This is a genomic window from Streptomyces sp. NPDC055966 (genome assembly GCF_042269865.1).
Taxonomy (GTDB): Bacteria; Actinomycetota; Actinomycetes; order Streptomycetales; family Streptomycetaceae; genus Streptomyces.
In genome coordinates, this window is the sequence record NZ_JBHJYK010000008.1 from 20,999 (window position 1) to 46,844 (window position 25,846).

Below are 25,846 nucleotides of genomic sequence, written 5' to 3' on the forward strand. Positions count from 1 at the left end.
TGCTCAGGTGTTGATCCTGCGCCACCGGCGCGTCCCGGCGGGCCGGCGGTGGTGGTGCCCTGGTGCCCCTCGCTCACGTCCTGCCGCCCCTCGGTGACGATCGGTCAAGCCCGGCGCATGCTCTGACAGTTGTTGCTCAAATGCGCCCTTGCGGAGGACGATCCTACGTTTCGTGCCCGGGGGCGCATCAAGGGTCTCATGAGGACACGTGCGCGGGCGTACGGTCCCAGTCCTCGGGGAGAGACGGTACCGCCCAGGACGGATCCGGGCGCCAGTGCTGCCAGCCGTCCGCGAACGGAGGGCCCCAGGAGCCGATGACCTCGATCGCCTCCTGCCCCGCCACCCGCACTCTCTCCGCCGTCCGGGCGTCCATCAGCCCGTCCCGCTGGGCCTGCGCGAACTCGTCCTCGTCGCGCCAGTGCCAGCTGCGGTCCGGGTGCACGGAGATGTCCAGGAAGAAGTCCTCGGAGTCCACTCCGCCCGCCCAACGGACCAGCGGCTGCTCAAGATTGACGTACCAGTTCTTGAACTGCCAGCCCGGCTCCCAGAACAGCCACACCGACCAGGGCCGGCCGGGCTGGGCCAGCTTCAGCACACCGGTGCCGAACCAGCGGTCCCGCTGCACCGTGCGCGGCTTGGTGTAGCGGGACCGGAGCGGCTCCTGGTGCACCGGGGTGCCGTCGGCCAGCACCGGCTTCACGCACTCGGTGCCCGGGGCCAGCCACACGGCGAGCAGATCCGCGTCGTCGCGTACGACGGTGACGGGCCGTGCGATGTGGAAGTGCTCGCCGGCGTTCTCCCGGTAGCGCCACAGGATCGGGGTCCCCGGGGTCCAGTGGTCCGCGGGCCCCGCCGCCGTGCTCGTCATCGCTCCAACGTCCGTCATGCACAGATATTAGGTGCCGCGGGCACCCGACGCTGCGGCGTACCTCACGATCCCCGCCGGTGGCCGGAAAGGTTCGCTCGCGGTTACGGGCGCGTCATCCCGAGGACATCCAGCGCCTCGTCGAGCTGCTCCTTCGTCAGCTCGCCGCGCTCGACATACCCGCCCTCCAGCACCACCTCCCGGATGGTCTTCCGCTCGGCGAGGGACTTCTTGGCGACCTTCGCGGCCTCCTCGTACCCGATGTACTTGTTGAGCGGGGTGACCACGGACGGGGACGACTCGGCGTACTCACGGGCCCGCTCCCGGTCGGCGGTGATGCCGTCGACGGTCCGGTCGGCGAGCAGCCGGGACACGTTGGCGAGCAGCCGGATCGATTCGAGGACGTTCTTGGCGATGACCGGGAGCATCACGTTCAGCTCGAAGTTCCCGGCGGCACCTGCGGTGGTGATCGTGGCGTCGTTCCCGATGACCTGGGCGGCGACCATCAGCACGGCCTCGGGCACGACCGGGTTGACCTTGCCCGGCATGATGGACGAGCCGGGCTGGAGGTCGGGGAGCCGGATCTCGGCGAGCCCGGTCCTCGGCCCCGACGCCATCCACCGCAGGTCGTTGGCGATCTTCGTCAGCCCGACGGCGATGGTCCGCAGCTGCCCGCTGGTCTCCACGATGCCGTCCCGGGCCCCCTGTGCCTCGAAGTGGTCGCGGGCCTCGGTGAGCGGCAGCCCGGTGGCGCGGGCGACCTCCTCGATGACCGCGGCGGAGAACCCTGGCGGGGTGTTGATCCCGGTCCCGACGGCCGTGCCGCCCAGCGGCAGTTCGGCGAGCCGGGGCAGGGAGGCGGTCAGCCGCTCGACGCCGTAGCGGATCTGGGCCGCGTACCCGCCGAACTCCTGCCCCAGGGTCACGGGCGTCGCGTCCATCAGATGCGTCCGCCCGGACTTCACGACGTCGGAGAACTCCTCCGACTTGCGGGTGAGGGCGTCGGCGAGGTGGGTGAGGGCCGGGATCAGGTCGTGGGTGACGGCGGCGGTGGCGGCGATGTGGATCGAGGACGGGAACACGTCGTTGGACGACTGCGAGGCGTTGACGTGGTCGTTGGGGTGCACGTCCCGGCCCAGCCGCTCGCTGGCGAGGGTGGCGACGACCTCGTTGGTGTTCATGTTGGACGAGGTCCCGGACCCGGTCTGGAACACGTCGACGGGGAAGTGTTCGTCCCAGTCCCCGCGGGCGACCTCCGCCGCCGCCTCCTGGATCGCCTCGGCGACGTCCTTGTCGAGCACGCCGAGCCGCGCGTTCACTTTCGCGGCGGCCCCCTTGATCCGGGCGAGCGCTTCGATGTGGGCGCGTTCGAGGCGCTGGCCCGATACGGGGAAGTTCTCGACGGCACGCTGGGTCTGGGCGCGCCACTTGGCGGTGGCGGGGACGCGGACCTCGCCCATGGAGTCGTGCTCGATGCGGTAGTCGCTCATGCCCGGTACAGCGATCCGGGGCGTGGGGTTGTTCCGGGGGCTGGGCCGTGCGGGTGTCGGCCCGCTCGGTGCGCGGGCGGACCGGAAGCGGTCCGGAAGCGGGGGACGGGTATCGGCGGCAGCGGGAGCGGGGATGTGCTGGGGGAATGGAAATGACCAGGTCACGACACCGTGGCGGGCGGGGCGGCAGGCCCCCGCTCGTCCACGCCGCGCAGGAACGCCTCGACCGCCGACAGGTCGGTGCGCTCCAGGTCGTCGGCGCGTATGACCACGCGCAGCTCGGGGGAGACGGCCGGGTCCTGGCGCAGGCTCTGGGTGAAGGTCTCGACGATCAGGAGCACGAGCTGGGTCCGGTCGAGTTCGACGATGCGGGACAGGCCCGTGCCGATGAGCGGTATCGCCACCGGTTTGAACAGCCCGTGCAGCGCGACCGAGGGCCACAGCCGCTCCAGGCTCAGCCGCAGGTCCGCCGGGCCGGACCGGGCCCGCAGGTCGTTGCCCAGGCGGGAGTAGGCCAGCGCGAACACCCGGCGCCGGCCGACCGGCACCGCCACGACCGTACCGACGGGATAGCGCACGCGACGGCCGCGCCGCTTCGTCCGGACGCTCTCCGTGCCCAGCGGGGTGAACCGGCCGAGACCGCGCCGCAGTTGGACGTCGAGGAGCTTGTGCCGGCCCCCGAAGAGGCGGTCGACCAGCTGGCCCTGCACGCTCTCCCGGCTGATCACGACGTCGTCGGGGGAGGTGTCGAACGTGTCGGAGAACCCCACGACCAGGTTGGCGTCCTCCTGGTCGAACAGGTCGCCGCGCACCACGACGACGTCCACGCGCAGCCCGCGCAGGGTGTGGCGCAGCAGTTCGCCGCCGTGCCGCTCGCGCAGCCGGGCGTTCAGCCGGGTGAGGACGGCCGCGGCCTCGACGTCGTCCGGCCGCTCCCGGGCGCTCTGCTCGGCCACCGGCAGGGCCAGGTCGTAGCGGCCGAGCGCGGTGTGTCCGTCGACCAGTTCGCGCAGCGCGGTCTCCCGGAGCCGGGACAGCCGGCGCACCGACGCGCTCGCGAACTCCTCGTCGTGCACCTCGGTCAGCGGCCGGCCGCGCCACAGCCGCAGCGCCTCCGCGAGCAGCCGGACGGCCGAGGCCGGTGCCGCGCGCAGCGCGTCGCCCACCAAACGGGTGAACTCCGTGCTGTCCAACTCCTCCTCGGTGAGGTCGAGTTGGTAGGTGCTCTGGGTGCCGCGCCCGGACGGCAGCTGCCCGGTGCGGATGATCCGGGCGCCGTGCCCCGGCCCGGCGAGGTCGAAGGCGCGCCGCAGCTCCAGGATCCGCTTCTGCACCTCGTTGCGGTTGCGCAGCTCCTGGTGCGGCAGTTCGACGGTCTGCTGCCACACGTCCCGGTAGAGCTGCCGCGCGGTCACGGCCTCGCCGTCGGCGGCGATCAGCCGCACCAGCAGGCGGGCCGTCAGCGGGGTGAGCCGTACCGGAGTGCCGTTCACATCCAGCCGCACGGGGCCGAGCACGCTCACACGTACGAACGATGTGCGGATCTGCACGCGCCTCGCCCCCTCTGCCGCGTGACTGTGCGTCAGCGTACCAAGCGGTTCTGGAGGGAAACATGCGATTGTCCGGTTTGCGGATACGGCTTCCGAGGTGGTCGCGGCGCGGGCGGCGGATGTTCGCGGGCAGCGTGCTCGCGGCCTTCGGCGCCGTGTCGGCCGTCGTGCAGTTCGTCGGGCAGCTCTTCCCCCGCGCCGTGGCCCGCCCCGGACTCGTGCTGGCCGCCTCCGTCGCCCTGTGCCTGGCCTGGGGGCTCGCCCGGGCGCGCCCGCAGTCCGCGGTGCGGCAGGAGTTCGGGCGCCCCGGGATGACCGTGGTCGTCGAGGAGGGCGACCTCTTCGCGCAGCCGGGCCATCTGGTGGTGGGGTTCACCGACACTTTCGACACCCTCGTGGACGACGGCGTCGTCATCAACGGCACCAGTGTGCAGGGGCAGTTGCTCGACTGCCGCTACGGCGGCGACGCCGCGCGGCTGGACGCCGAGCTGGACGCCGCGCTGGCCGGGGTGGCTCCGGTGGCGCGGGAGAGCGCGCGGGACAAGCCGCGGGGCAAACGGGCGCGGTATCCGATCGGGACCGTCGCCACCCTCGGCAGCCGGCCGCAGCTGGTCTTCGCCGTCGCCTACAGCCGGATGGGCAACGACTGCGTGGCCGCCTCCAGCGTGCACGACCTGTGGTTCGGCCTGGACCGACTGTGGGACGCCGTCCATCAGCACGCCCAGCTCGAACGCGTCACCATGCCGCTGACCGGGGCGGGGCTCGCCCGGCTGCACGACCTCGACGAGGACAGTCTGCTGCGGCTGATCCTGCTGTCGTTCGTCGCCCACTCGTGGGAGCGGACGGTCTGCCGCGAACTGCGTGTGCTGGTCCGCCCCGGAGAGCTGGGGCGGATCGACCTGCCGGAGACCGGCGCGTTCCTGGCCACGCTGGCGGCGGGCGCCCGGCGGCACGTCTGACCCCGGGCACCCGCCCACCCCCCCCTTGCTGGTGCGGTACGGGCCCCTCCCCCGGATACGGGCCCGTACCGCGGCTCAACGGGCCGGCGGCACCTCCCGCCCGGTGCGGTGGTACGCCGACAGATGGCGGTACGGCCAGGTCTGGCGCCAGTCCGAGCCGGTGTCGTTGACCTTGCAGCCCGCCAGCTTCAGCCGTTCGACGATCTTGCCCAGCGCGGTCGCCGAGCCGTCGAACCGGATGACGTTCATCCCCCCGATGTCGGAGATCGCGCGCAGCGCGCCGATCTCCACCATCAGAGTGCGCTCCGGGTAGGCCATCAGCACCATGCCCAGCTCGATCAGCACGTTCGGCCGGGGCTGACCGGTCGGCTCGCTCTCGTACGGCGGCTCGTTCGGGCCCCTGAGGTCCGGGTGCAGCCGGACGATGTCGTCCGGGGTGAGCAGCACCAGTGCCGCCTGGGCCTGCGCGGGGGCCTGCGCGATGACCTCGCCCAGGAACGGCGTCGTCCTGCCCGTGGCTCTGACCAGGTCCTCCCACTCCAGCGGGCGCAGATCGAGCAGGCGCAGCAGGTCGAAGATCTTCAACCGCGCCTCCTCGTCCCGCCCGTGGACGACGAAGACGCTGCGGCCGCGGTCCGGGGCGGATCCGGAACCGCCCTGGCCGGCATCCGCCGACCGGGGGGCCGACGGGCGGGGGACCGACGGGCGGGGGGCTGCCGGGGCGCCGCCGTCGTAGAAGTTCTGTGTCCCCGAGTTGACGGTGCCGCTGTTGTCGTTCACGAAGTTGTTGTTGTGGCCGAAGTCGTTGCCGGTCATGAGGTTCCCGCCCCCTGGCCGCCGCCGGAGCCGTGATGCACGTTCTGCGTCCCCGAGTTGACGTTGCCGTGGTTGTTCTCGACGTGGTTGTTGTGGTGCCGGTAGTCGTTGAGGATGTTCGTCTGGCGGGCCTCGTGCTCCGCCAGGTCGACGTTGTGCGCCTGCAGGAAGTCACGGACGAACTGGAGCAGTTGGCGCTCCACGATCTGCGTGTACTTGATCGTGTCCGTCTCCTGGAAGAAGACGTGGAAGTCGGCGCTGGTCGCCAGCTCGCGGACGCTGGTGAGCGCGCCGGTGTTCCGTGCGGGGACGGCGTAGCGGCCGAGACGGAACTCACTGGGGTCGTGCGTCTGCACCCGGATGTCGTTCCCCCGCCCGGGCAGGGCCGGTATCCAGGAGAACAAGGCCCGTACGACCGCCCCGGGCGTGGCCAGCAGGGTGTCCCCCGCGACCCTGAGCAGCAGTCGGCCGTTCAGGCCGGCCGGGAGCCGGTCGACCAGGTGAAAGCTCTTCTGGATCGGCGCCAGCACGTACGAGTAGAACTCGGTGTGCAGGGTGTTGCCCTTGAGGTCGAAGCCCACGAACGCCGTGGTGACCAGTTCCTGGTTCCACGAGCCGACCCGGACGCACAGGTACACGCGCTGCGCGTCGTAGCCCTCCGCCCAGCCGGCGCCACGGTGCTCCCGGTCCGGCTCGCGCCCGCCGGGACGGACCGTCGTGACGGCCCGGGTGAAGGCGGACTGCTCGACGGCGAGCCCGTCGATCCGCTCCGACCGGCGTGCCCGGTCGCGCAGTTCCGCGTTCATGCGCTCGGCGACGTACTCGGTGATCTTCTTGGCGGTGAAGGGGACGACCTCCTTGCGCCGGGGTTCCTGGGCGCCCCCGGCCGTGGGCGCGCCCGCGCCGCCGCGGTGCTGGTCGAGCACGCCGACCGGCGCGCCGATCAGCAGCTCGGCCGTGGACCACCGGCGCATCTGGCCACCGGCGCCGACGAACGGCTTGTAGCCGCCGTAGCGGATCAGACTGCCGTCCGCCGTCTGCTCCCGGTTGATCTTCTCCACCGTCCGGGCCGTGAGCAGGGGGTGATCGGGGTAGGAGCCGTCGAACCCGCCCTTCGCCCCCGCCGGACCGGTGCCGGCGCGCAGCCGGTTCGTGAGCGTCTGCAGCGTGACGACCCGCCGCAGATACGCGGTGACCCACACCAGCCACAGCATCGTCAGCAGCGCGACGAACCCGGACAGGACGCCGGCGGTCATGAGGATGAGCGTGACGGCGAGGCCCGCGCCGAGGACGGTGAGCCGCAGACGGTGCAGCCGGCGTGCCGCCAGCGCGTGGGCGAGGACGGGGACCGCGTCGTACCCGTACGACGGAGCCACGACCCGGGACGGGTGGGTCAGGACACGGATGACCTCGGACCGGTACCCGGGGTCGAGATAGGTGCCGGCGCACAGCAGCCGGGTGGCGTCGCTCGTGGCGTCCGGGGACGTCCGGCCCGGGACCGGGTCCACCGGTTCCGGCGGCGGAGCGGGGACGGAAAGGATGTCACTGGCCATGTCTTCACAGCTCCGCTCTGCTCAGTCGGCCGGGGTGATCGAGGCGTGGGTGATGACCCCGTCCACCACCGTGTACTGACCGCTGTACGACTTCTGCGTGCCGTCGGTCTGCTGCGCGAGCAGGCTCACGGAGACGGTCGTGCCCTGGACGGACACGACGCTGACCGTGTCCTGTTCGGTGTCGGCGAAACCCGCCGCGAAGGAGGAGTAGGACGAGCCGAGGTTCTTGCCGCCGAGGTCCCAGGCGGTCTTGAAGTCATGGCTGTTGATGGCGCCGAAGTACCGCTGCACCGTCGCGCCGGGATCGGCCGCGCCGTCGGTACCGGGGGTGGTGCTGTCCGTGCCGGTCGGGCTCTGCGTGTCGGCCGGGCTCGGGGAGAGGGCCGTGGCGTCCGTGCCGGCCGTGCTCTCCGCGCCGTAGGTGGTGGAGGTGGGGGAGGTCGTGGAGGTGTCCGGCGTCGCCGGATCCGGGACGGTGGGCTGGTAGGAGTAGCCGCCGTAGCCGGACACGGCGCCGGACGGGGATCCGCCGCCGTCCGAGGCCAGATGGGGCAGGACGGCGGTCAGGAGTATCAGCAGCAGCGGGACGCCGGCGATGATCAGCGCGTACGTCCGTTCCTGCCCGGCGGCGGGTAACAAGCCCAGCGGCTTGTAGGTGTGGTTCATGGGTCCTCGCAGCTCCCGGCAGACCGGCCGGGTCTCGCTCGTCTCGTGCGGTACGAACGGAGCTACCTTGCCCGACCCCTGCTGGACTTCGGCCGGTTTCAGCGCTTCCGAAGCGCTTCCGATCCGGGGCCCGGGGCCCGGACGCACGGTGATCTCCTTCGCGGAGAACCCGCGCGCGATCCATGCGGGCGGTCACAGCCTCCGTGACGTCATCGGGCGTCTGCCGGAAGTCGGTGATCTCAGTCAGCCGCGCGGTTGCGTACGCGGGGGTCTGGAGCAGGCCGGGCACCACATTGGAGCAGTAGATCCGGAAGGTTCGGGTGCGCTCGAAGAGAGGCACGTACGACTCCTGGAGTCGGCGTAGCCCGGTGCGCCGGAGTCGTCGCCACTCGACGTACATCGACTCCGTCGAGCGAGAGGCGGCGATCAGGTCGACAGCTTGATCGTCGGCTCCACAGATGCGGCACCAATCGCGAATGTCGGCGTCCGAGGGGGGTGTTACGGCGTAGCCGACCCGAAGACGTGCCGCAAGCGCCTCACGGGCCGCCTGGACGCTGGACGAAGTGAACGGGCCATTGGCGCTGTGCGTTCTCAGATCCTGTATCGGTCGTGCGGAACGGCCCGGTCCCAGACGGCTTCGAACGCCGAGGCGCACAGCTTGACCACCTCGGCGCGGTCGTCCACCTCGTCGTCGAGGTACACGCCCTCACCGGAGAAGTGGCCGAACCTCACCAGCCGGTCATCGAAGCACCAGAAGCCATTGCCGGGGAGTGCCAGATCCGACGCGTTCCGCCGGGGAAGCCAACGGATCTGCTCACCAGCGGTGATGTTGGTGAACGTGCCGTCGTAGAACTACCGGGTGTACTCGCTCACCGGCTCGGAGACGATCCGGGCGCGGCGGATCACGACACCACGGGAAACCGCCTCGGACACCATGTTGAGCCAGGGGCGCCACCAGGACGCCCGGTCGTTCGGGTCCGGCCGATGCCCGGCCTTCCACGCGGCCACGCGCGGAGCCTCGTCCGGGTCGTCGTGGAAGTCGCGCATCTCCAGATCCACGGCGGACCGCTGGCAGTTCGTCAGCAGCTCACTGAACGGTGGGGCCGTCTGCGGCCTCACAAGCCTCCCTGATGGCGGCGACCGTACGCATAGGCAGCCGGACGACGGTCTCACCGTCGGGGATGGGGCCGGTCTTCAGGCACTCGGCGCGCGTCGCCTCGTCCACTGTCCAACCCTGCAACGCGATCTCTTGCTTCTCCTCGTCGACCCGGACCGTGGGGCAGTTCGCCCCGTCCGTGTTCGGGTCCTTGGCGTGAACCGTAGCGACACAGCAGCCTCCCGGGCTACGCGGATTGGACGGACTTCCACACACAGGGACCCTCCCGATGCTGCCGTGCCGGCGACAGGGGTGCGCTTCAAGCCACGGAAGCGGGGGCTCATAGCGCCACCCACGCGACAGCAGCAGACCCCCCGGCGACGCCGAGGGGTCTGTGAGGCTCTTGTCGGTGGCTCACGCCAGGCCGGGACCCCGCACCGGGATCGACGTGAACGTCGGCTGCGGGGCCGGGTCCTGGAAGAAGTCGTTGCCCTTGTCGTCCACCACGATGAACGCCGGGAAGTCCTCGACCTCGATCTTCCAGACGGCCTCCATGCCCAGCTCCTCGTACTCCAGGACCTCGACCTTCTTGATGCAGTCCTGGGCGAGGCGGGCGGCGGGGCCGCCGATGGAGCCGAGGTAGAAGCCGCCGTGCGCGTCGCACGCGTCGGTGACCTGCTTGCTGCGGTTGCCCTTCGCGAGCATCACCTTGGAGCCGCCGGCGGCCTGGAACTGCTCCACGTAGGAGTCCATCCGGCCGGCCGTCGTCGGACCGAAGGAGCCGGAGGCGTAGCCCTCGGGGGTCTTGGCCGGGCCCGCGTAGTACACCGGGTGGTCCTTCAGGTACTGCGGCATCTCCTCGCCCGCGTCCAGCCGCTCCTTGATCTTGGCGTGCGCGATGTCGCGGGCCACGACCAGCGGGCCGGTCAGCGAGAGCCGGGTCTTGACCGGGTACTTGGTCAGCTCGGCGAGGATCGTGTCCATCGGCTGGTTGAGGTCGATCTTGACGACGTCGGAGGACTCGTCGAGGTGCTCGTCGGTCGTCTCCGGCAGGAAGCGCGCCGGGTCGGTCTCCAGCTGCTCCAGGAAGACGCCCTCGGCGGTGATCTTCGCGACGGCCTGGCGGTCGGCCGAGCAGGAGACGGCGATGGCGACCGGGCAGGACGCGCCGTGGCGCGGGAGGCGGACGACGCGGACGTCGTGGCAGAAGTACTTGCCGCCGAACTGCGCGCCGATGCCGATCTTCTGCGTCAGCTCGAAGACCTTCTGCTCCAGCTCCTTGTCCCGGAAGCCGTGGCCCAGCTCCGAGCCCTCCGCCGGGATCTCGTCCAGGTAGTGCGCGGAGGCGTACTTCGCGGTCTTCAGCGCGTACTCGGCGCTGGTGCCGCCGACGACGATCGCCAGGTGGTACGGCGGGCAGGCGGCCGTGCCCAGCGAACGGATCTTCTCCTCCAGGAACTTCATCATGGAGGCCTCGTTCAGGACGGCCTTCGTCTCCTGGTACAGGAACGACTTGTTCGCGGAGCCGCCGCCCTTCGCCATGATCAGGAACTTGTAGGCGCCGCCGTCGGTCGCGTACAGCTCGATCTGCGCGGGGAGGTTGGAGCCGGTGTTCTTCTCGTCCCACATGGTGAGCGGGGCCATCTGCGAGTAGCGCAGGTTGAGCTTGGTGTAGGCGTCGTAGATGCCGCGCGACAGGGCCGCCTCGTCGCCGCCCTCGGTGAGGACGTTCTGCCCGCGCTTGCCCATGACGATCGCCGTGCCGGTGTCCTGGCACATCGGGAGCACGCCCGCCGCCGCGATGTTCGCGTTCTTCAGCAGGTCCAGCGCGACGAACTTGTCGTTGCTCGACGCCTCGGGGTCGTCGATGATGCGGCGCAGCTGGGCGAGGTGGGCCGGGCGCAGGTAGTGCTGGATGTCGTGGATGGCCTCCTCGGCCAGTGCGCGCAGCGCCTCCGGCTCCACCTTGAGGAACGTCCGCCCGTCCGGTCCCTCGACGGTGGACACGCCCTCGGAGGTCACCAGCCGGTACGGGGTGGTGTCCTCTCCCTGGGGGAGCAGATCGGTGTACGCGAACTCAGGCATCTCAGCCCATTCCTCACTGTGACGGACGGCCGCCCGCCGACGCTGGCGGGCCTCACCAGCGTAGAACCTGCCGCCGACACGGAACCTGTGAGGTAAGGCTCAGTTCGACACGCCCTGGGTTGTCCACACCCCTAGTCGCGATCTATCGCGTTTCGGTACCCTGCTGTCGTGGACCTTCAGAAGCCCGCCCGTACTCATGACAACGACGCCGCCGCGGCGAGCGTCGCCGAACTGCGCGCCTCGGACGCCGACCGCGACCGGGTCGCCGACATCCTGCGCGAGGCCCTCGCCGAGGGCCGGCTGACCGCCGACGAGCACGCGGAGCGCGTCGAGGGAGTGCTGCACGCCAAGACGGTGGGCGAGCTGGACGTCTTCATCCGCGACCTGCCCGCCGCCCACCAGCAGTCGGCCGCCCCCGCCTACGCGCCCGTGCCGCCCCGCCCCGCCGAGGGCGCGATACCCCACGAGGCGGACGTCAACGTGGTCGCGGTCTTCAGCAGCGCCGTGCGCCGCGGCCGCTGGCGCGCCGGGCGACGGCTGCACGCGTACTCGGTCTTCGGCAGCGTGGAGATCGACCTCAGCGAGGCGATCTTCGAGTACCAACAGGTCGTGATCAAGGCGGTCTCGGTCTTCGGCGACGTCCAGATCCGTGTCCCGGAGAACGTGTCGCTGCGCGGCACCGGCGGCGGCGTCCTCGGCAACTTCGAGGTGGACACGCTGGATTCGGTCGACACCGACGCCCCCGTGGTCTACGTCGACGGCTGGGCCGTCCTCGGCAACGTGGAGGCGCGGCCCAAGCGCGGCAAGCGCATCGGCGACATCCTGGAGCGGGTCCAGAGCAAGGTCGACCGCAAGCTGGAGCGGGTCCAGGACAAGGTCGACGGGAAGTTGCGCAAACACCTGGACCGTTGACAGTCGCGAATCCGCCGGTGACGGGAAGGGCCGGTTCCCCCGCGCGGCGAACCCTGGGGGCGTGAACGAGCCGTCGCACGCCCGCGGTTGGAAACGCAGTGCATAGGCGCACGCACAGCGGGTAGGCCTTGCTGCATCGTCTCTCGCTCGCGAAGCCGTCGTCAGGAGTAGACCCGTGCTGCAACCGCCGCATTCGTCCCTGCAGGTAGCTGCCGTTCCGGCCCAGCGGGTGCCGACGCGGGACAGGGACCAAGACGCCCCCTGGCACACCGAGGCGGTGTGCCGGCGCGACGAGGCCGGCCTGTTCTTCGCTCCGTCGAAAGAGCCGACCGCGGCACGGCTGTCCCGCGAGGAGGCGGCCAAGCGTGTCTGTGCCCGCTGCCCCGTGATGGTCGAGTGCCGCGAGCACGCCCTTCTCCAGCCCGAGCCCTACGGCGTCTGGGGCGGCCTGACGGCGGCGGAACGCCGCGTGGTCCTGGCGAGGCGCCGCCGCAGGGAGATGGAACTGAAGAAGGCGGCGCGGGCGACGGCGGCGAACAGGATGGCGGGCTGAGCGTCCCGAAGGGGCGCGGGGAACTGCGCGAGCGACCACGAACGACCCGCGGTCGCCGACGTTCCACGCGCCCCCTCTGAAGGGGCGCCCCCGGACCTACTTGGCCTTGTCGAAGTCGATCGCGCTGTAGGCCCGCAGCTTGCGCAGCCGGTGCTCGGAGTCGATCCGCCGTACCGTCCCCGACTTGGACCGCATCACGATCGACTCGGTCAGCGCGGTCTCCGAGCGGTACCGCACACCGCGCAGCAGCTCGCCGTCGGTGATACCGGTGGCGACGAAGAACACGTTCTCACCCGAGACCAGGTCGTCCGTGGTGAGCACCCGGTCCAGATCGTGCCCGGCGTCGATCGCCCGCTGCCGCTCCACGTCGTCCTTCGGCCACAGCTTGCCCTGGATCGTGCCGCCCAGGCACTTCACGGCGCAGGCCGAGATGATGCCCTCGGGCGTGCCGCCGATGCCGAGCAGCAGGTCGACGCCGGTGCCCTCGCGCAGCGCGTACACCGAGCCGGCGACGTCGCCGTCGGAGATCAGCTTGATGCGCGCGCCGGCCTCGCGGACCTCCTTGATCAGGCCCTCGTGCCGCGGCCGGTCGAGGATGACGACGGTGACGTCCTCCGGCGCGGACCGCTTGGCCTTGGCGATGCGCCGGATGTTCACGGCGACGGGGGCGTTGATGTCGACGAAGTCCGCGGCCTCGGGGCCGGTGACCAGCTTGTCCATGTAGAACACGGCGGACGGGTCGAACATGGCGCCGCGCTCGGCGGCGGCCAGGACGGCGATCGCGTTCGGCATGCCCTTGGCCGTCAGCGTGGTGCCGTCGATCGGGTCGACGGCGATGTCGACCTCCGGGCCGGTGCCGTCGCCCACGCGCTCTCCGTTGAAGAGCATCGGGGCTTCGTCCTTCTCGCCCTCGCCGATGACGACGACGCCGTTCATGGACACGGTCGAGACGAGGGTCCGCATGGCGCGCACCGCGGCGCCGTCGGCGCCGTTCTTGTCGCCACGCCCCACCCAGCGGCCGGCCGCCATGGCGGCGGCCTCGGTCACCCGGACGAGTTCCAGGGCGAGGTTGCGGTCGGGAGCCTCGGAGGGAACATCGAGCTCGGACGGCAGGTGATGATTTTCGGTCATCGGAGCGCACCTTTCTGATACGGCGACGGCCGGATGAGGGTTTGGCCCTGACTCTATCGTTAGGCAGACAAAATGAGCAGGGGACCCCACGGATGAGCGCTTGGGGCACCTGCGACGATAGGGGGCGTGGCAGGTTCCAAAGGCAAGCAGAAGACGGCCCGGGACATGGTCCTCTCCCTGGCCCTGATCGGCATCGCGGCGCTGGCCGTCTACTTCGTCGCCATCCCGCACGACGACCACGCCCCCGACCTCAAGCGGGTCGACTACCAGGTCGAGCTCATCGGGGCCCGCCGGGCGGCGAGCTACCCGGTCGCGGCTCCCGCGGGCCTGCCGGACAGCTGGAAGGCGACCTCCGTGCGGTACGACGCCGAGAACCAGCGCTGGCACCTGGGCTACCAGACCCCGGACGGCCAGTACGTGCAGCTCGAACAGTCCACGCAGCGGCCGGCCGACTTCATCGACGACGCCAGCCAGGGCGCCTCGGCGACGAAGCGGACCCAGACGATCGGCGGCCGCACCTGGACCCACTACACCGGCGGCCGCTACGACGCCCTCGTGCTGGACGGCACGCACGGCTCCACCACGGTCGTGGCGGGCACCGCGTCCTTCGACGAGATGGCGAAGCTGGCGGCGGCACTGAAGACCGGGTGACCTGCCCGCACCCGGCGCACGACGAAGGCCCCCGGCGGCGCTGGGGGCCTCTGTCATCTCGTGCGTCCGGTCGCGCCGGCCGGCTCAGACGGTCGTGATGACGTCCTCGTAGGCCAGGCGCGGGGAGCGCGGGAACCAGGCGTCCTCGCCCGGCTTGCCGATGTTGACGACCATCAGCGGGGTGTGGTCGTCGTCCAGGAACTCCTTCTGGACGCCCGCGAAGTCGAGACCCGTCATCGGACCGGCGGCGAGGCCGGCGGCCCGGACGCCGATGATGAAGTACGCGGCCTGGAGGGCGGCGTTCAGGGCGGCGGCACCCTCGCGGGCCGGGCGCTCGGCGAAGAAGACGTCCTTGGCCTGCGGGAAGTGCGGGAAGAGGGTCGGCAGCTCCTCGTGGAACTCGTTGTCCGCGGAGAGGATCGCGACCAGCGGGGCGGTGGCCGTCTTGGGCTGGTTGCCCTCGGCCATGTGCTTCACCAGGCGCTCGCGGGCCTCGGCGGAGCGGACCAGGGTGATGCGCAGCGGCGACTGGTTGAAGGCGGTCGGGCCGTACTTGACCAGGTCGTAGATCGCCTGGACCTGCTCGTCGGTCACGGGCTCGTCGGTGAAGGTGTTCGCGGTGCGGGCCTCGCGGAACAGCAGGTCCTGGGCGGCGGGGTCAAGAACGAGAGACATGAGTGAACTTTCTGGATGGCGCCTGTTCCGACGTACCGGACCGCGGTCCGGATCGGCTGACAGGACGACCCTACGACAGTGAAGTTCAACCTTCAACAAAGATGGGGGTGCGGTGACCCGCTTCACAGCCGCCGGGCGGCGCCTACTCGGCCTCCTCCTCCTCGGCCTCCTCGGCGAGCGCCGCGTCCAGCCGGGCCCTGGCGCCCTCCAACCACCGCCGGCACACCTTGGCCAGCTCCTCGCCGCGCTCCCACAGCCCCAGGGACTCCTCCAGCGACGTACCGCCCGCCTCCAGGCGCCGTACGACCTCGATCAGCTCGTCCCGGGCCTGCTCGTAGGAGAGCGCCTCTTCGACCTTGTCCGTCATTCGCCTGCCTTCACTGTGAATTCACCCTCGGCCACGCGGGCGCGCAGCGTCTCGCCGTCCGTCACCTCGGCCGGATCCCGCACCACGTGCCCGTCGGCCTTCTGGAGCACCGCGTAGCCGCGCCGGAGCGTCGCCGCGGGGGAGAGGGCCACCACGCGCGCGTGCGTGTGCGACAGCTCCGAGTCCGCGCGGTCCAGGAGATGACCGAGCGTGCGCCGGGAACGCTCGACCAGCGAGGCGACATGGTCCGACCGCTCGTCGATCATCCGGTGCGGATCCTCTATCGAGGGGCGGGCCAGGGCATGGGCCAGCCCCCGCGCCTCGCGCTCCACGAACGCCTCCACGCACCGCCGGGCCCGGCCGCGCAGCATCCGCACCCGCTCCAGCTCCTCGCCCACGTCCGGCACGATCTTCTTGGCGGCGTCGGTCGGGGTGGACGCGCGCAGATCCGCGACATAGTCCAGCAGCGGGGTGTCCGGCTCGTGCCCGATGGCGGAGACGACGGGCGTACGGCACTCCGCCACGGCGCGCACGAGCTGCTCGTCGGAGAAGGGCAGCAGATCCTCCACGCTGCCGCCGCCGCGCGCGACGACGATGACGTCCACGTCCTCCAGCGCGTCCAGCTCCTTCACCGCCTGCACGACCTGCGGCACGGCGTGCACACCCTGCACCGGGACGTTGCGCACCTCGAAGCGGACGGCGGGCCAGCGGTGCCGGGCGTTCTCCAGCACGTCCCGCTCCGCGGCGGAGGCGCGGCCGCAGACCAGCCCGATCAGCTGCGGCAGGAACGGCAGCGGCTTCTTCCGCTCCGCCGCGAACAGCCCCTCGGCGGCCAGTGCCTTCTTCAACTGCTCCAGCCGGGCCAGCAGTTCACCGACACCGACGGGTCTGATCTCGGCGGCGCGCAGGGACAGCTGACCACGCGGGGCGTACCACTCAGGCTTGGCCAGCACGACGACGCGGGCGCCCTCGCCGACCGCATCGGCGACGGCGTCGAACACCTGCCGGTAACAGGTCACGCCGACGGAGATGTCGTACGACGGATCCCGCAGCGTCAGGAACACGACCCCCGCGCCGGGCCGCCGCGACAACTGCGTGATCTGCCCCTCGACCCACACCGAGCCGAGCCGGTCGATCCACCCCCCGATGAGCCGGGAGACCTCACCGACCGGGAGGGGGGCTTCGGGGGAGGTGTTGGCAGCCATGCGACCGAGACTATCGGCGCACACCGACAACACCCCCACACCACCCGGCCCCGGTCCAGCCCCGGTCTCGGCCGTAGCACCGCCCCGGCCCCAGCCGGCCCCGGCCACGGAGCGCGCCCCTCCCCGCCCGGCCCCCTCCCCGTCCGGCCACAGCCTCGCTACCCGGGAGCCCCGGTCCGCATCCGCTGTCCCACCAGCACCAGCAGACCGATCACCAGCCACACCGCGCCCACCACCTGGGCCGGCCCGCTCGCCTCCGCGATGACCGCGACCGTGATCACCGCCCCGGTCACCGGTACCAGCACATGCCGCCACCAGCCGACCGGCTCCGGTCCCCGGCGCCGCACGGCGAAATAGCCCACCACGCTCGCGTGCAGCAGCGTGAAGGCGGTCAGCGCACCGATGTCGACCACCGAGACCAGCCTGTCCAGGCCGTCGTCGCGCCGGGTCGCCCAGCCCGCCGCGAGCAGGGTGATCACCGCCGAGCACAGCAGGGCGACCCGCGGCACCCCGCCGTCCGTGCGGGACAGGGCACGGGGCAGGCGGCGGTCCCTGCCCATCGCGAACAGCAGGCGCCCGGCCGCCGCCTGCCCGGCCAGCGCCGCGAACGCCGCCCCGATCGCCTTGCTCGCGGCCACCATGTCGTGCAGCCGGCGCCCGACGGAGGCGTCCACGGCGTCGTAGAAGGCGGAGCCCTGCCGGGCCGGATCGGCGGCCAGCCGCGCGGACGTCGTCGGCTCCAGCAGGGCCGCCAGGTACGTCTGCGCCACGAACAGCGCACCGGCCAGCGCCAGGCAGAACAGCAGCGCCCGCGCGACCTTCGCCGAGCCCCCGGTGACCTCCTCGGCGAACGTCGCGATCGCGTCGAAGCCCAGGTACGACAGCACCGCCACCGACACCGCGCCGATCACCGCCGACAGCGCGAACGCGCCCTGGGAGCCGTCGTCCGACAGCGGGGACAGCCAGCCGCGCGTCGCCCCGTCCCGCGCGAGGACGGCGACCGCCGCCACCGTGAACACCACCAGGACGACGATCTCCATCGCCAGCACGAGGAAGCCCACGCGCGCGGCGGCGCGCACGCCCCACAGGTTCAGCAGCGTCGTGACGACCACCGGGAGCACCGTCCACACCCAGCGGGACACCTGGGGAACCAGCGCGTTCATCGCGATGCCCGAGAAGAGATAGGCCACCGCCGGAATGAGGACGTAGTCCAGCAGCGCCATCCACCCCGCGACGAACCCGGCCTCCCGGCCGAGCCCCACGCGCGCGTAGGCGAACACCGAGCCCGCCTGCGGTACGACCCGCACCATCTGCGCGTAACTGAACGCGGTGAACCCCATCGCGACCGTCGCCACCACGTACACCAGCGCGACCGCCCCGTGCGACCGGGCGTCCAGCGTGCCGAACACGCCCACCGGCGCCATGGGGGCGATGAACAGCAGCCCGTAGACCACCAGGTCCCGGAACCCGAGGCTGCGCCGCAGCCGGTGCCGCTCGTCGGCCGCGGGAGCCGTCGTACCGGTGTCGGACATGCCCACCAGTCTTCCCCGCGCGGTCACGCGCACGCGATAGCTGCGCGCCCGAACGCGGCCCCAGGGCCGCCCAAGGCGGGCCGGCGCGGGCTTTACGATGGGACGCATGACCTCTTCGACTGGCCGCCGTGTCCTGCTCGCCGCACCCCGTGGTTACTGCGCGGGTGTGGACCGCGCCGTGATCGCCGTCGAGAAGGCCCTCGAACAGTACGGGGCGCCGATCTACGTCCGGCACGAGATCGTTCACAACAAGTACGTCGTGCAGACCCTGGAGAAGAAGGGCGCGATCTTCGTCGAGCGGACCGAGGAGGTGCCGCCCGGCAACATCGTGATGTTCTCCGCGCACGGCGTCGCCCCGGTCGTGCACGAGGAGGCCGCGCGCGGTCGGCTCGCCACCATCGACGCCACCTGCCCCCTGGTCACCAAGGTCCACAAGGAGGCCGTCCGGTACGCCAAGGAGGACTACGACATCCTCCTGATCGGCCACGAGGGCCACGAGGAGGTCATCGGCACCTCCGGCGAGGCCCCCGAGCACATCCAGCTCGTGGACGGCCCCGGCGACGTCGCCAAGGTCGAGGTCCGCGACCCCTCGAAGGTCGTATGGCTCTCCCAGACCACCCTCTCCGTGGACGAGACCATGGAGACCGTCGACGCCCTGAAGACCAAGTTCCCGGGCCTCGTCTCCCCGCCCAGCGACGACATCTGCTACGCCACGCAGAACCGCCAGCTGGCCGTGAAGCAGATGGGCGCCGAGGCCGAGCTGGTCATCGTGGTCGGCTCGCGCAACTCCTCCAACTCCAAGCGGCTGGTCGAGGTCGCCAAGCTGGCCGGCGCCCGCGACGCCCACCTGGTGGACTTCGCCGCCGAGATCGACGAGGCCTGGCTGGAGGGCGTGAGCACCGTCGGCGTCACCTCCGGCGCCTCCGTGCCCGAGGTGCTGGTCGAGCAGGTGCTGGACTGGCTCGCCGAGCGCGGCTACGGCGACGTGGAGCTGGTCAGGGCGGCCGAGGAGTCCATCACTTTCTCGCTCCCCAAGGAACTCCGCCGTGACCTGCGCGAAGAGGCCTCCGAGCTGGTCGCCGAGCGCGGCGGGAGCGGCGCGGCCGAAGCGTGAGCACGGCGTGACTGTCGGTGGTCCGTCGTAACGTGGTGCCATGCAGATCTTCGGCGTGGACATCGGCGGATCCGGGATCAAGGGCGCCCCTGTGGACCTGGACAAGGGCGAGCTGGCCCAGGAGCGCTGCAAGGTGCTCACCCCGCATCCGGCGACACCGGACGGAGTGGCCGACGGGGTCAAGCAGGTCGTGGACCACTTCGGCTGGACGGGCCCGGTCGGCCTGACCTTCCCCGGGGTGGTCACGGGCGGCGCCATGGTCCGTACGGCGGCGAACGTCGACGAGAGCTGGATCGACACCGACGCGCGCGCCTTGTTCAGCGGCAAGCTGGGCGGACTCCCGGCCACCGTCGTCAACGACGCGGACGCGGCGGGCGTCGCCGAGATGCGCTTCGGCGCCGGCCGCGACCGCAAGGGCACGGTCATCCTGCTCACGTTCGGCACGGGCATCGGCAGCGCCGTCTTCGTCGACGGCGTCCTCGTGCCGAACACGGAGCTGGGTCACCTGGAGCTGAACGGCCACGACGCCGAGAAGCGCGCCTCCAGCAAGGCCAAGGAGGACGGCGACATGACCTGGGAGCACTGGGCGCGCCGCGTCCAGAAGTACCTGGCCCATGTGGAGATGCTCTTCTCGCCCGAGCTCTTCATCATCGGCGGCGGGGTCAGCCGCAAGGCCGACAAGTTCCTGCACCTCATCGAGGGCATCAGAGCCGAGATGGTCCCCGCGCAGCTCCAGAACGACGCGGGGATCGTGGGGGCGGCGATGAGAGCTGCCGAGCACGGGTAGGCGCTGCCGGTCCCGCGGCCCCGGCCGCTCAGGTCCGGCGGCGGCGCCTGCGCACCCACTGCACGCGCCGGACGAGCACGATGACCCAGGCCGCGAGCGTCCCGCTGTACAGCCAGCCGGCCTGGGTGGCGAGCCCGGTGAACACCCCCACCAGCCGGGCGAGCACCCCGGCCTTCCCGTCGGCGACGGGAAACAGCCCGAGGGTGAACGCGATCGGCAGGACGACAGGAGCGGTCAGCAGATCCCCCTCGCGCACCCACAGCGCGGTCAGTACGCACACCGGCACGAACAGCACGCCGTACGCGGTCATGGACGCGCCGAACAGGAGCTGGTCCACGCAGCCGAGGAGGAACATCACGACGGTGCAGAACAGCCCGCTGCCGAGCCCGGTGAGCCGGGGATTCGGCAGTCGCGCCCCCGCCGCCGGCCGCGCGAGACGCGCCTGCCGCCCCGCCTGACTTGCTCCCGCCCAGGGCCCGCGCCGGGCCTGCGGGGGAAGCTGCGCGTGCGGCGGTGTGCCGCGTCGCGGTCCGTCGTTCGGGGGTCGCTTGCTGTGTGGCTCCACTGGACCAACTTAGGTCTGTTTATGTGCCGAATCGGCCATCAGACACGCCGGTGAGCAGAGCTTGGCCGGACGTTCGACGCTCCCGCGAGCCGGCCGACGGGGACGCCGTAAACTGGTGGATCGCGCCCACTCATCGCCCACTCATCCACGGGAAGTCGCAACGTGTCGCTCACGATCGGAATCGTCGGCCTGCCCAATGTCGGCAAGTCGACCCTGTTCAACGCCCTGACCAAGAACGACGTGCTCGCGGCCAACTACCCGTTCGCCACGATCGAGCCGAACGTCGGCGTGGTCGGCGTCCCCGACGGCCGCCTGGCCCAGCTGGCCTCGATCTTCGGCTCGGAGCGCATCCTCCCGGCCACGGTCGACTTCGTCGACATCGCCGGCATCGTGCGCGGCGCCTCCGAGGGCGAGGGCCTCGGCAACAAGTTCCTCGCGAACATCCGTGAGTCCGACGCTATCTGCCAGGTCATCCGCGCCTTCAAGGACGAGAACGTCGTCCACGTCGACGGCAAGGTCTCGCCGAAGGACGACATCGAGACGATCAACACCGAGCTGATCCTCGCCGACCTCCAGACGATCGAGAAGGTCCTCCCGCGTCTCCAGAAGGAGTCGCGGATCAAGAAGGACGTGGCCCCCAAGGTCAAGGCGGTCGAGGAGGCCAAGGAGATCCTGGAGAAGGGCGACACCCTCTTCTCCCAGGGCATCCTCCAGGGCACCGAGCGCGCGGAGCTCCTCCACGACCTGCACCTCCTCACGACCAAGCCGTTCCTCTACGTCTTCAACGTGGACGAGGACGAGCTGACGGACGACGCCTTCAAGGACGAGCAGCGCGCCCTGGTCGCGCCCGCCGAGGCGATCTTCCTCAACGCCAAGCTGGAGGCGGACCTCGCCGAGCTGGACGAGGACGAGGCCCTCGAACTCCTCCAGTCGGTCGGCCAGGACGAGCCCGGCCTCGCCACCCTCGCCCGCGTCGGCTTCGACACCCTCGGCCTCCAGACCTACCTGACGGCCGGCCCCAAGGAGTCCCGCGCCTGGACGATCAAGAAGGGCGCCACGGCCCCCGAGGCGGCCGGCGTGATCCACACCGACTTCCAGAAGGGCTTCATCAAGGCCGAGGTCATCTCCTTCGCCGACCTGCTCGCCACGGGCTCGGTCCCCGAGGCCCGCGCCAAGGGCAAGGCGCGGATGGAGGGCAAGGACTATGTGATGCAGGACGGGGATGTGGTGGAGTTCCGCTTCAATGTGTGAGCGGCCCACCGTCACGCGCTGAGGGTTTCGTCGAGTTCGCAGGTTGCGAGGGGTCTATTCCTACGGGAGTCGACCCCTCGCTGCTTCCTGTGCGAGCGGCGAAAGCGGTACCCATGGCAAAGAGTTCATCCTTGCCGTCTCCTGGCACTGATGCCCCGCCACGAGATCACATCCCCGTCACCCGCGCCACCGTGAACGGCGGGGTCGGCACCCCCGCCCCCATCGGGCCGCCCTTGTCGAACTGGGAGCGGACGACCAGGAGGGCGCCGGGGGTACGGGCCACGGTGGTGGGGATCTGGAGGGCCGGGTCGGTCAGGGTGCGGGTCAGGCGGGCCTCGGTGCCGTCCGGTGACAGGTGCCAGCGGGTGAGGGTGTTGGACGCGTTGTGGGCGGCCCACAGGGTGCGGTGGGAGAGGAGCAGGCCGTCACCGTGGGTCAAGTCGCCTCCGTGGAGGGCCACGTGACGTACCGAGCCGTCGCGGACGTCGACCCGGTACAGGCCGCCGCCGGTCATGTCGACCGCGAACAGCAGCCGTCCGGTGGGGTCGGCGGCGATGCCGTTCAGGGTGTAGGTGTCCGGCGCGTGCGGGGGGACCTCGGCGCTCAGGTCGTAGCGCGGGGTCAGCGGTGCGCGGGCGCCCCGCACCACCTCCGCGGGGGTGATCCGGTAGATCACGGGCCGCACGCTGTCGGTGGCGTAGACCGTGCCGTCCGGGGTGATCACGAGGTCGTTCAGGAAGCGCGCCACGCCCGCCGGTACCTCGAAGCGGGTCAGCAGGGAGCGGGTGCGCAGGTCGTAGACGTCGATGCCCGTGGTGTGGTCGATGACCCACAGGCGGCCCGCGCGGTCGACCTTCAGGCCGTTGGCCGTCGTACGGCCGTCCGTGCCGGCCGGCAGGAAGACCTCGGCGGCGCGGCTGCCGGCCGTGGCCCGGTAGACGGCGCCGGTTGTGAACGAGCCGACGTACGCGTCGCCGGTGCGCGGGTCGAGCGCGATGCCCTCGGGATAGGCCCGGTCGTCGGGGAGCGTGAACGCGGTGGAGATGCGGGGCCCGGCGGCGGCCGTCGCGCTCGGCGCGGCCACGGCGACGGCCGCGGCGGCCGTCGCGGTCAGGAAGGTGCGGCGGTGGAACGAACGGGACACGGCAGCGCCTCTCGATTCGACTGCTCACTGCATGACGAATACGAATCTAGATTAGAACCCTAATCATCGCCAGTGCATTAATCACCGCATCACCACTGCACTAACCTGGGCTCGTGACCTCCATGCCCGCGTCCGAGCGCCTCGGCTCCCATCTCAAGCGGGCCGAGCAGGCCCTCAACGCGACGAAGACGGCGGTCCTGAAACCGGCGGGACTGACCGTCGCCCAGTACGCCGCGCTGCTCCACCTCGACGAGAACCCGGGCATCTCCGCGGCCGCCCTCGCCCGGCTGTGCGGGGTCACTCCGCCGACCATGAACACCGTCCTGAAGAACCTCCAGGACCGCGACCTGATCACCCGCAGCCCGCACGAGTGGCACAGGAACGTCCTGGAGACCCGGCTCACGGACACGGGCCGCGCCGTCATGACCGAGGCCGACACGGCCGCCGTTCGCGTCGAGCGGGCCCTCGGCGCCGAGTTCACCGACGCCGAACGCGAGGCGCTGACCGGGCTGCTGGCCCGCTGCGTCAGAGTCCTGGAGGAACAGCGCCCGGGAAGTTCATGACCCGCTCCGGCGCCGGTTCCGTCACCCATCCCGCCACCAGCACCAGCCGGGACTCGCGGTCGACGGCGAGGAAGCCGAAGGGGCGGTCGAGGACGGCGCGGACGACCGTGGACTCGTAGCGGGGCTGTGGCGGCGCGCTGCCGTACACCTCCGCGACCGCCGTGACGGCCGTCGCGCGGAAGCCCAGCGGGCCGAACTGTGCCAGCGCCGACTGGCGGGCCTGGCCGAGGGCGAGCGAGTGGGGGCTGATGCCGGGGAAGTGGCCGTGGCCGGTGTCCGACGCCGTCGTCAGGCCGAACAGCGGGGCCAGGGACAGCAGATCGTGATCGGCGCGTACTTCGTACGCCACGGTCCGTACGTCCAGTGAGGGCGGTTCGGGCCTGACGGTCGGCTGCTGTTCCACGTACAGGCCCGGGCCCACGTGCCCGTGCGGCAGCGTGCCGCCCGGGGTGAGCGGCAGGGCCCGCTCCACGATCTCCACCCCGGCCGTGAGCACCTGACCCGGCGTCATCCGCTCCTCGCCGAGTATCAGGTGGACGTCGATGCCGTTGTCGCCGGGCACCGTCAGCGCCGTCACGAAGCCGTACGGCGTGCCCGCCACGCCCACCCGGTCCGGGCGTGGGCCGCGCCGGTGCAGCCCGCGCAGGGTACGGCCCCGCCAGGGGCCCGCGTCCGGCCGGAGCGGCTGTTCGTCGAAGGGCTGGCGCCAGGTCGTACGCAGCGCGAGCGCGCTCGCCAGCACCATCCGCGCGTCCCGGGTCAGGGTCACCGGCATGCGCTCGACCAGCCCGCCGGTCCGCTCGGACGCCCACCTGTCCAGCCGCTCCTGCGCGGTGACCAGGTCGTCGCCGAACACCCCGTACGTCCCCGCCGGCAGCCCGGCCCGCCACTCCTCGCGCGGTGTCAGGCCCTGGTACGTCCACAGGCCGAGCGCCGCGTCCAGGCCGGTGACCGAGGCGAGTGCGGCCAGCAACTCCCGTGCCGCGCCCGCAGCCCGGTCGGCCGGCACCCCCAGCGCCTCGGCCAGTTCCGCGCGCGCGGGGCCCGCCGCGCCGTCGGCCAGGAACGCGAGCAGGGGCCAGACGCCCGTCGCCGAGAACACCGTGCCGTCCTGCGCGGTCGACGCCCACCGCCGGGTGAGTGCGTTCACCGCCCGGACGGCCCCCGCGTCCGCCCGACTCCCCGTCAGGGTCGTTCCTGCCGTGGTCATTGCCGCCCCCGTTCTGTGACTGTTCCGGCCCGGAAGCACCGTATCGGTACCGGAGTCCGGGTCCCGCGCCCCGGTGGAGGCGACGAGCAGGCCGGGCGGAGGTGTGAGCGCGCCTATACGGGGGAGAAAGTGCCTGGGTAAAGCCCTCCCCCGCCTCGTGTCATCACATCGAGTGATTCTCTGGCCTTTGCTTGCACGGCACAACCCACGGTTGCCACGCTGTTGCTGTCTGTACAACCTGATGGGAGCGGCCAGTGACTTTCGGTGAGCAGCCGGCGTACCTGCGCGTCGCGGGTGATCTCCGCAAGAAGATCGTCGACGGTTCGCTGCCGCCCCACACCCGTCTCCCCTCCCAGGCCCGCATCCGCGAGGAGTACGGCGTCTCGGACACGGTCGCGCTGGAGGCCCGCAAGGTGCTGATGGCCGAGGGGCTGGTCGAGGGCCGCTCCGGCTCGGGGACGTATGTGCGCGAGCGGCCGGTGCCGCGCCGGGTGGCCCGCTCCGGATACCGTCCGACGGGCGGTGCCACGCCCTTCCGGCAGGAGCAGGCCGACGCCTCCGTGCGCGGCACCTGGGAGTCCAGCAGCGAGCAGGCGCAGGCCGGGGCCGCCATCGCCGAGCGGCTCGCGATCCAGGCCGGGGACCGGGTGATGCGCACCAAGTACCTGTTCCGGGACGCCGGGGAGCCCATGATGCTCTCCACCTCCTGGGAGCCCCTCGTCCTCACCGGCCGCACCCCGGTGATGCTGCCCGAGGAAGGGCCGCTCGGCGGGATGGGCGTGGCCGAGCGCATGCGGGCCATCGACGTCATCGTGGACAACGTCACCGAGGAGGTCGGGGCCCGCCCCGGCCTCGCCGAGGAGCTGCATGTGCTCGGCGGTGTCCCCGGCCATGTGGTCCTCGTCATCCAGCGCACGTACTACGCCTCCGGCCGCCCCGTGGAGACCGCCGACGTGGTGATCCCGGCGGACCGGTACCGGGTGGCGTACCACCTGCCGGTGAAGTGACCGGCGCGGCCGTTCACGTTCAATGGTTGCCCGGTGAGCGGAGGTGCGTGGCCGTCGGTGAGCGGGTGCGTGCGCCCCTCTGAGTGAGGTAGCGCACAC

Annotated in this window: 24 protein-coding genes and 2 pseudogenes; 9 read left to right on the top strand and 17 right to left on the bottom strand. The window is 71.3% G+C overall.

Features of this window, described 5'->3' with window-relative positions; genetic code table 11:
• Positions 1–196: 196 nt before the first annotated feature.
• The 3 genes from ACFC8N_RS18305 to ACFC8N_RS18315 form a co-directional block, all read right to left on the bottom strand.
• Entirely contained in the window at positions 197–886 is a 690-nt protein-coding gene (locus tag ACFC8N_RS18305; RefSeq protein ID WP_356026436.1) for a DUF402 domain-containing protein, read from the bottom strand.
• Between the two features lie 83 nt (positions 887–969).
• Positions 970–2,355, bottom strand: coding sequence for a class II fumarate hydratase (locus tag ACFC8N_RS18310; RefSeq protein ID WP_362818425.1), 1,386 nt, complete (start codon positions 2,353–2,355; stop codon positions 970–972).
• A gap of 161 nt (positions 2,356–2,516) precedes the next feature.
• Positions 2,517–3,905 carry a macro domain-containing protein gene (locus tag ACFC8N_RS18315; RefSeq protein WP_376288800.1) on the bottom strand — a complete coding sequence of 463 codons (1,389 nt, stop codon included), beginning with the start codon at positions 3,903–3,905 and terminating at the stop codon, positions 2,517–2,519.
• A 119-nt stretch (positions 3,906–4,024) separates the two neighbouring features.
• Here ACFC8N_RS18315 and ACFC8N_RS18320 point away from each other — a divergent pair, with 119 nt between their 5' ends.
• Entirely contained in the window at positions 4,025–4,864 is an 840-nt protein-coding gene (locus ACFC8N_RS18320; RefSeq protein WP_376288801.1) for a macro domain-containing protein, read from the top strand.
• 75 nt (positions 4,865–4,939) lie between these two features.
• Here the strand turns inward: ACFC8N_RS18320 and ACFC8N_RS18325 are convergent, their stop codons facing one another.
• The 6 genes and pseudogenes from ACFC8N_RS18325 to ACFC8N_RS18350 all read right to left on the bottom strand — a co-directional run bounded on the left by ACFC8N_RS18325 (position 4,940) and on the right by ACFC8N_RS18350 (position 11,080).
• Positions 4,940–5,680 carry a TIR domain-containing protein gene (locus ACFC8N_RS18325; RefSeq protein WP_356026446.1) on the bottom strand — a complete coding sequence of 247 codons (741 nt, stop codon included), beginning with the start codon at positions 5,678–5,680 and terminating at the stop codon, positions 4,940–4,942.
• Complete coding sequence (locus tag ACFC8N_RS18330) at positions 5,677–7,233, bottom strand: hypothetical protein (RefSeq protein ID WP_376288802.1); 1,557 nt, start codon at positions 7,231–7,233, stop codon at positions 5,677–5,679. The genes ACFC8N_RS18325 and ACFC8N_RS18330 overlap by 4 nt, the downstream gene beginning before the upstream one ends.
• Positions 7,234–7,254: 21 nt before the next feature.
• Entirely contained in the window at positions 7,255–7,899 is a 645-nt protein-coding gene (locus ACFC8N_RS18335; protein ID WP_356026451.1) for a hypothetical protein, read from the bottom strand.
• A gap of 145 nt (positions 7,900–8,044) precedes the next feature.
• Positions 8,045–8,494: pseudogene (locus ACFC8N_RS18340) on the bottom strand (Scr1 family TA system antitoxin-like transcriptional regulator); the annotation flags it as partial.
• A pseudogene (locus ACFC8N_RS18345) lies at positions 8,491–8,946 on the bottom strand (DUF6879 family protein). The pseudogenes ACFC8N_RS18340 and ACFC8N_RS18345, both read right to left, overlap by 4 nt.
• 463 nt (positions 8,947–9,409) lie before the next feature.
• Positions 9,410–11,080: a fumarate hydratase gene (locus ACFC8N_RS18350; protein WP_356026454.1), complete on the bottom strand. Its 1,671-nt coding sequence runs from the start codon at positions 11,078–11,080 to the stop codon at positions 9,410–9,412.
• Between the two features lie 168 nt (positions 11,081–11,248).
• Between ACFC8N_RS18350 and ACFC8N_RS18355 the strand changes: the two genes are divergently transcribed.
• Together ACFC8N_RS18355 and ACFC8N_RS18360 are read left to right on the top strand one after the other, a co-directional pair.
• Positions 11,249–11,992, top strand: coding sequence for a DUF1707 domain-containing protein (locus ACFC8N_RS18355; RefSeq protein ID WP_376288803.1), 744 nt, complete (start codon positions 11,249–11,251; stop codon positions 11,990–11,992).
• A gap of 175 nt (positions 11,993–12,167) precedes the next feature.
• Positions 12,168–12,545, top strand: a complete 378-nt coding sequence (locus ACFC8N_RS18360) for a WhiB family transcriptional regulator (RefSeq protein ID WP_356026456.1) — start codon at positions 12,168–12,170, stop codon at positions 12,543–12,545.
• Positions 12,546–12,641: 96 nt separating this feature from the next.
• On the opposite strand, the gene glpX is transcribed toward ACFC8N_RS18360, so the two are convergent.
• Positions 12,642–13,676, bottom strand: coding sequence for a class II fructose-bisphosphatase (gene glpX, locus ACFC8N_RS18365; RefSeq protein ID WP_356026459.1), 1,035 nt, complete (start codon positions 13,674–13,676; stop codon positions 12,642–12,644).
• 126 nt (positions 13,677–13,802) lie between these two features.
• On the opposite strand from glpX, the gene ACFC8N_RS18370 reads away from it, so the two are divergent.
• Positions 13,803–14,327, top strand: coding sequence for a DUF4245 domain-containing protein (locus tag ACFC8N_RS18370; RefSeq protein WP_356026461.1), 525 nt, complete (start codon positions 13,803–13,805; stop codon positions 14,325–14,327).
• A gap of 84 nt (positions 14,328–14,411) precedes the next feature.
• Here ACFC8N_RS18370 and ACFC8N_RS18375 read toward each other — a convergent pair whose 3' ends face one another.
• The 4 genes from ACFC8N_RS18375 to ACFC8N_RS18390 form a co-directional block, all read right to left on the bottom strand.
• Entirely contained in the window at positions 14,412–15,002 is a 591-nt protein-coding gene (locus tag ACFC8N_RS18375; protein ID WP_067047411.1) for a malonic semialdehyde reductase, read from the bottom strand.
• A 142-nt stretch (positions 15,003–15,144) separates the two neighbouring features.
• On the bottom strand, positions 15,145–15,369 hold the full coding sequence (locus tag ACFC8N_RS18380) for an exodeoxyribonuclease VII small subunit (protein WP_376288804.1): 225 nt from the start codon (positions 15,367–15,369) through the stop codon (positions 15,145–15,147).
• Positions 15,366–16,574, bottom strand: a complete 1,209-nt coding sequence (xseA, locus tag ACFC8N_RS18385; RefSeq protein ID WP_356026466.1) for an exodeoxyribonuclease VII large subunit — start codon at positions 16,572–16,574, stop codon at positions 15,366–15,368. The genes ACFC8N_RS18380 and xseA overlap by 4 nt, the downstream gene beginning before the upstream one ends.
• A gap of 158 nt (positions 16,575–16,732) precedes the next feature.
• Positions 16,733–18,106 (bottom strand): APC family permease, encoded by a 1,374-nt coding sequence (locus ACFC8N_RS18390; protein WP_376288805.1) that lies wholly within the window; start codon positions 18,104–18,106, stop codon positions 16,733–16,735.
• 106 nt (positions 18,107–18,212) lie between these two features.
• Here ACFC8N_RS18390 and ACFC8N_RS18395 point away from each other — a divergent pair, with 106 nt between their 5' ends.
• Positions 18,213–19,220, top strand: coding sequence for a 4-hydroxy-3-methylbut-2-enyl diphosphate reductase (locus tag ACFC8N_RS18395; protein ID WP_356026471.1), 1,008 nt, complete (start codon positions 18,213–18,215; stop codon positions 19,218–19,220).
• 40 nt (positions 19,221–19,260) lie between these two features.
• Positions 19,261–20,007: a polyphosphate--glucose phosphotransferase gene (ppgK, locus tag ACFC8N_RS18400; RefSeq protein WP_356026473.1), complete on the top strand. Its 747-nt coding sequence runs from the start codon at positions 19,261–19,263 to the stop codon at positions 20,005–20,007.
• 28 nt (positions 20,008–20,035) lie between these two features.
• Here the strand turns inward: ppgK and ACFC8N_RS18405 are convergent, their stop codons facing one another.
• Positions 20,036–20,572: a DUF6542 domain-containing protein gene (locus ACFC8N_RS18405; RefSeq protein WP_356026475.1), complete on the bottom strand. Its 537-nt coding sequence runs from the start codon at positions 20,570–20,572 to the stop codon at positions 20,036–20,038.
• 162 nt (positions 20,573–20,734) lie between these two features.
• Here ACFC8N_RS18405 and ychF point away from each other — a divergent pair, with 162 nt between their 5' ends.
• The gene (gene ychF / locus ACFC8N_RS18410; protein WP_356026478.1) at positions 20,735–21,823 is read left to right on the top strand and encodes a redox-regulated ATPase YchF; all 1,089 of its coding nucleotides are present in this window, start codon (positions 20,735–20,737) and stop codon (positions 21,821–21,823) included.
• Between the two features lie 166 nt (positions 21,824–21,989).
• Here the strand turns inward: ychF and ACFC8N_RS18415 are convergent, their stop codons facing one another.
• Positions 21,990–22,967, bottom strand: a complete 978-nt coding sequence (locus tag ACFC8N_RS18415) for an SMP-30/gluconolactonase/LRE family protein (protein ID WP_356026480.1) — start codon at positions 22,965–22,967, stop codon at positions 21,990–21,992.
• Between the two features lie 122 nt (positions 22,968–23,089).
• On the opposite strand from ACFC8N_RS18415, the gene ACFC8N_RS18420 reads away from it, so the two are divergent.
• Positions 23,090–23,530, top strand: coding sequence for a MarR family transcriptional regulator (locus tag ACFC8N_RS18420; protein WP_356026581.1), 441 nt, complete (start codon positions 23,090–23,092; stop codon positions 23,528–23,530).
• Here the strand turns inward: ACFC8N_RS18420 and ACFC8N_RS18425 are convergent.
• Positions 23,493–24,740 carry a serpin family protein gene (locus ACFC8N_RS18425; RefSeq protein ID WP_362818435.1) on the bottom strand — a complete coding sequence of 416 codons (1,248 nt, stop codon included), beginning with the start codon at positions 24,738–24,740 and terminating at the stop codon, positions 23,493–23,495. The two genes, ACFC8N_RS18420 and ACFC8N_RS18425, sit on opposite strands and share 38 nt — an antisense overlap.
• 254 nt (positions 24,741–24,994) lie before the next feature.
• On the opposite strand from ACFC8N_RS18425, the gene ACFC8N_RS18430 reads away from it, so the two are divergent.
• On the top strand, positions 24,995–25,747 hold the full coding sequence (locus ACFC8N_RS18430; protein ID WP_356026485.1) for a GntR family transcriptional regulator: 753 nt from the start codon (positions 24,995–24,997) through the stop codon (positions 25,745–25,747).
• Positions 25,748–25,846: the final 99 nt, after the last annotated feature.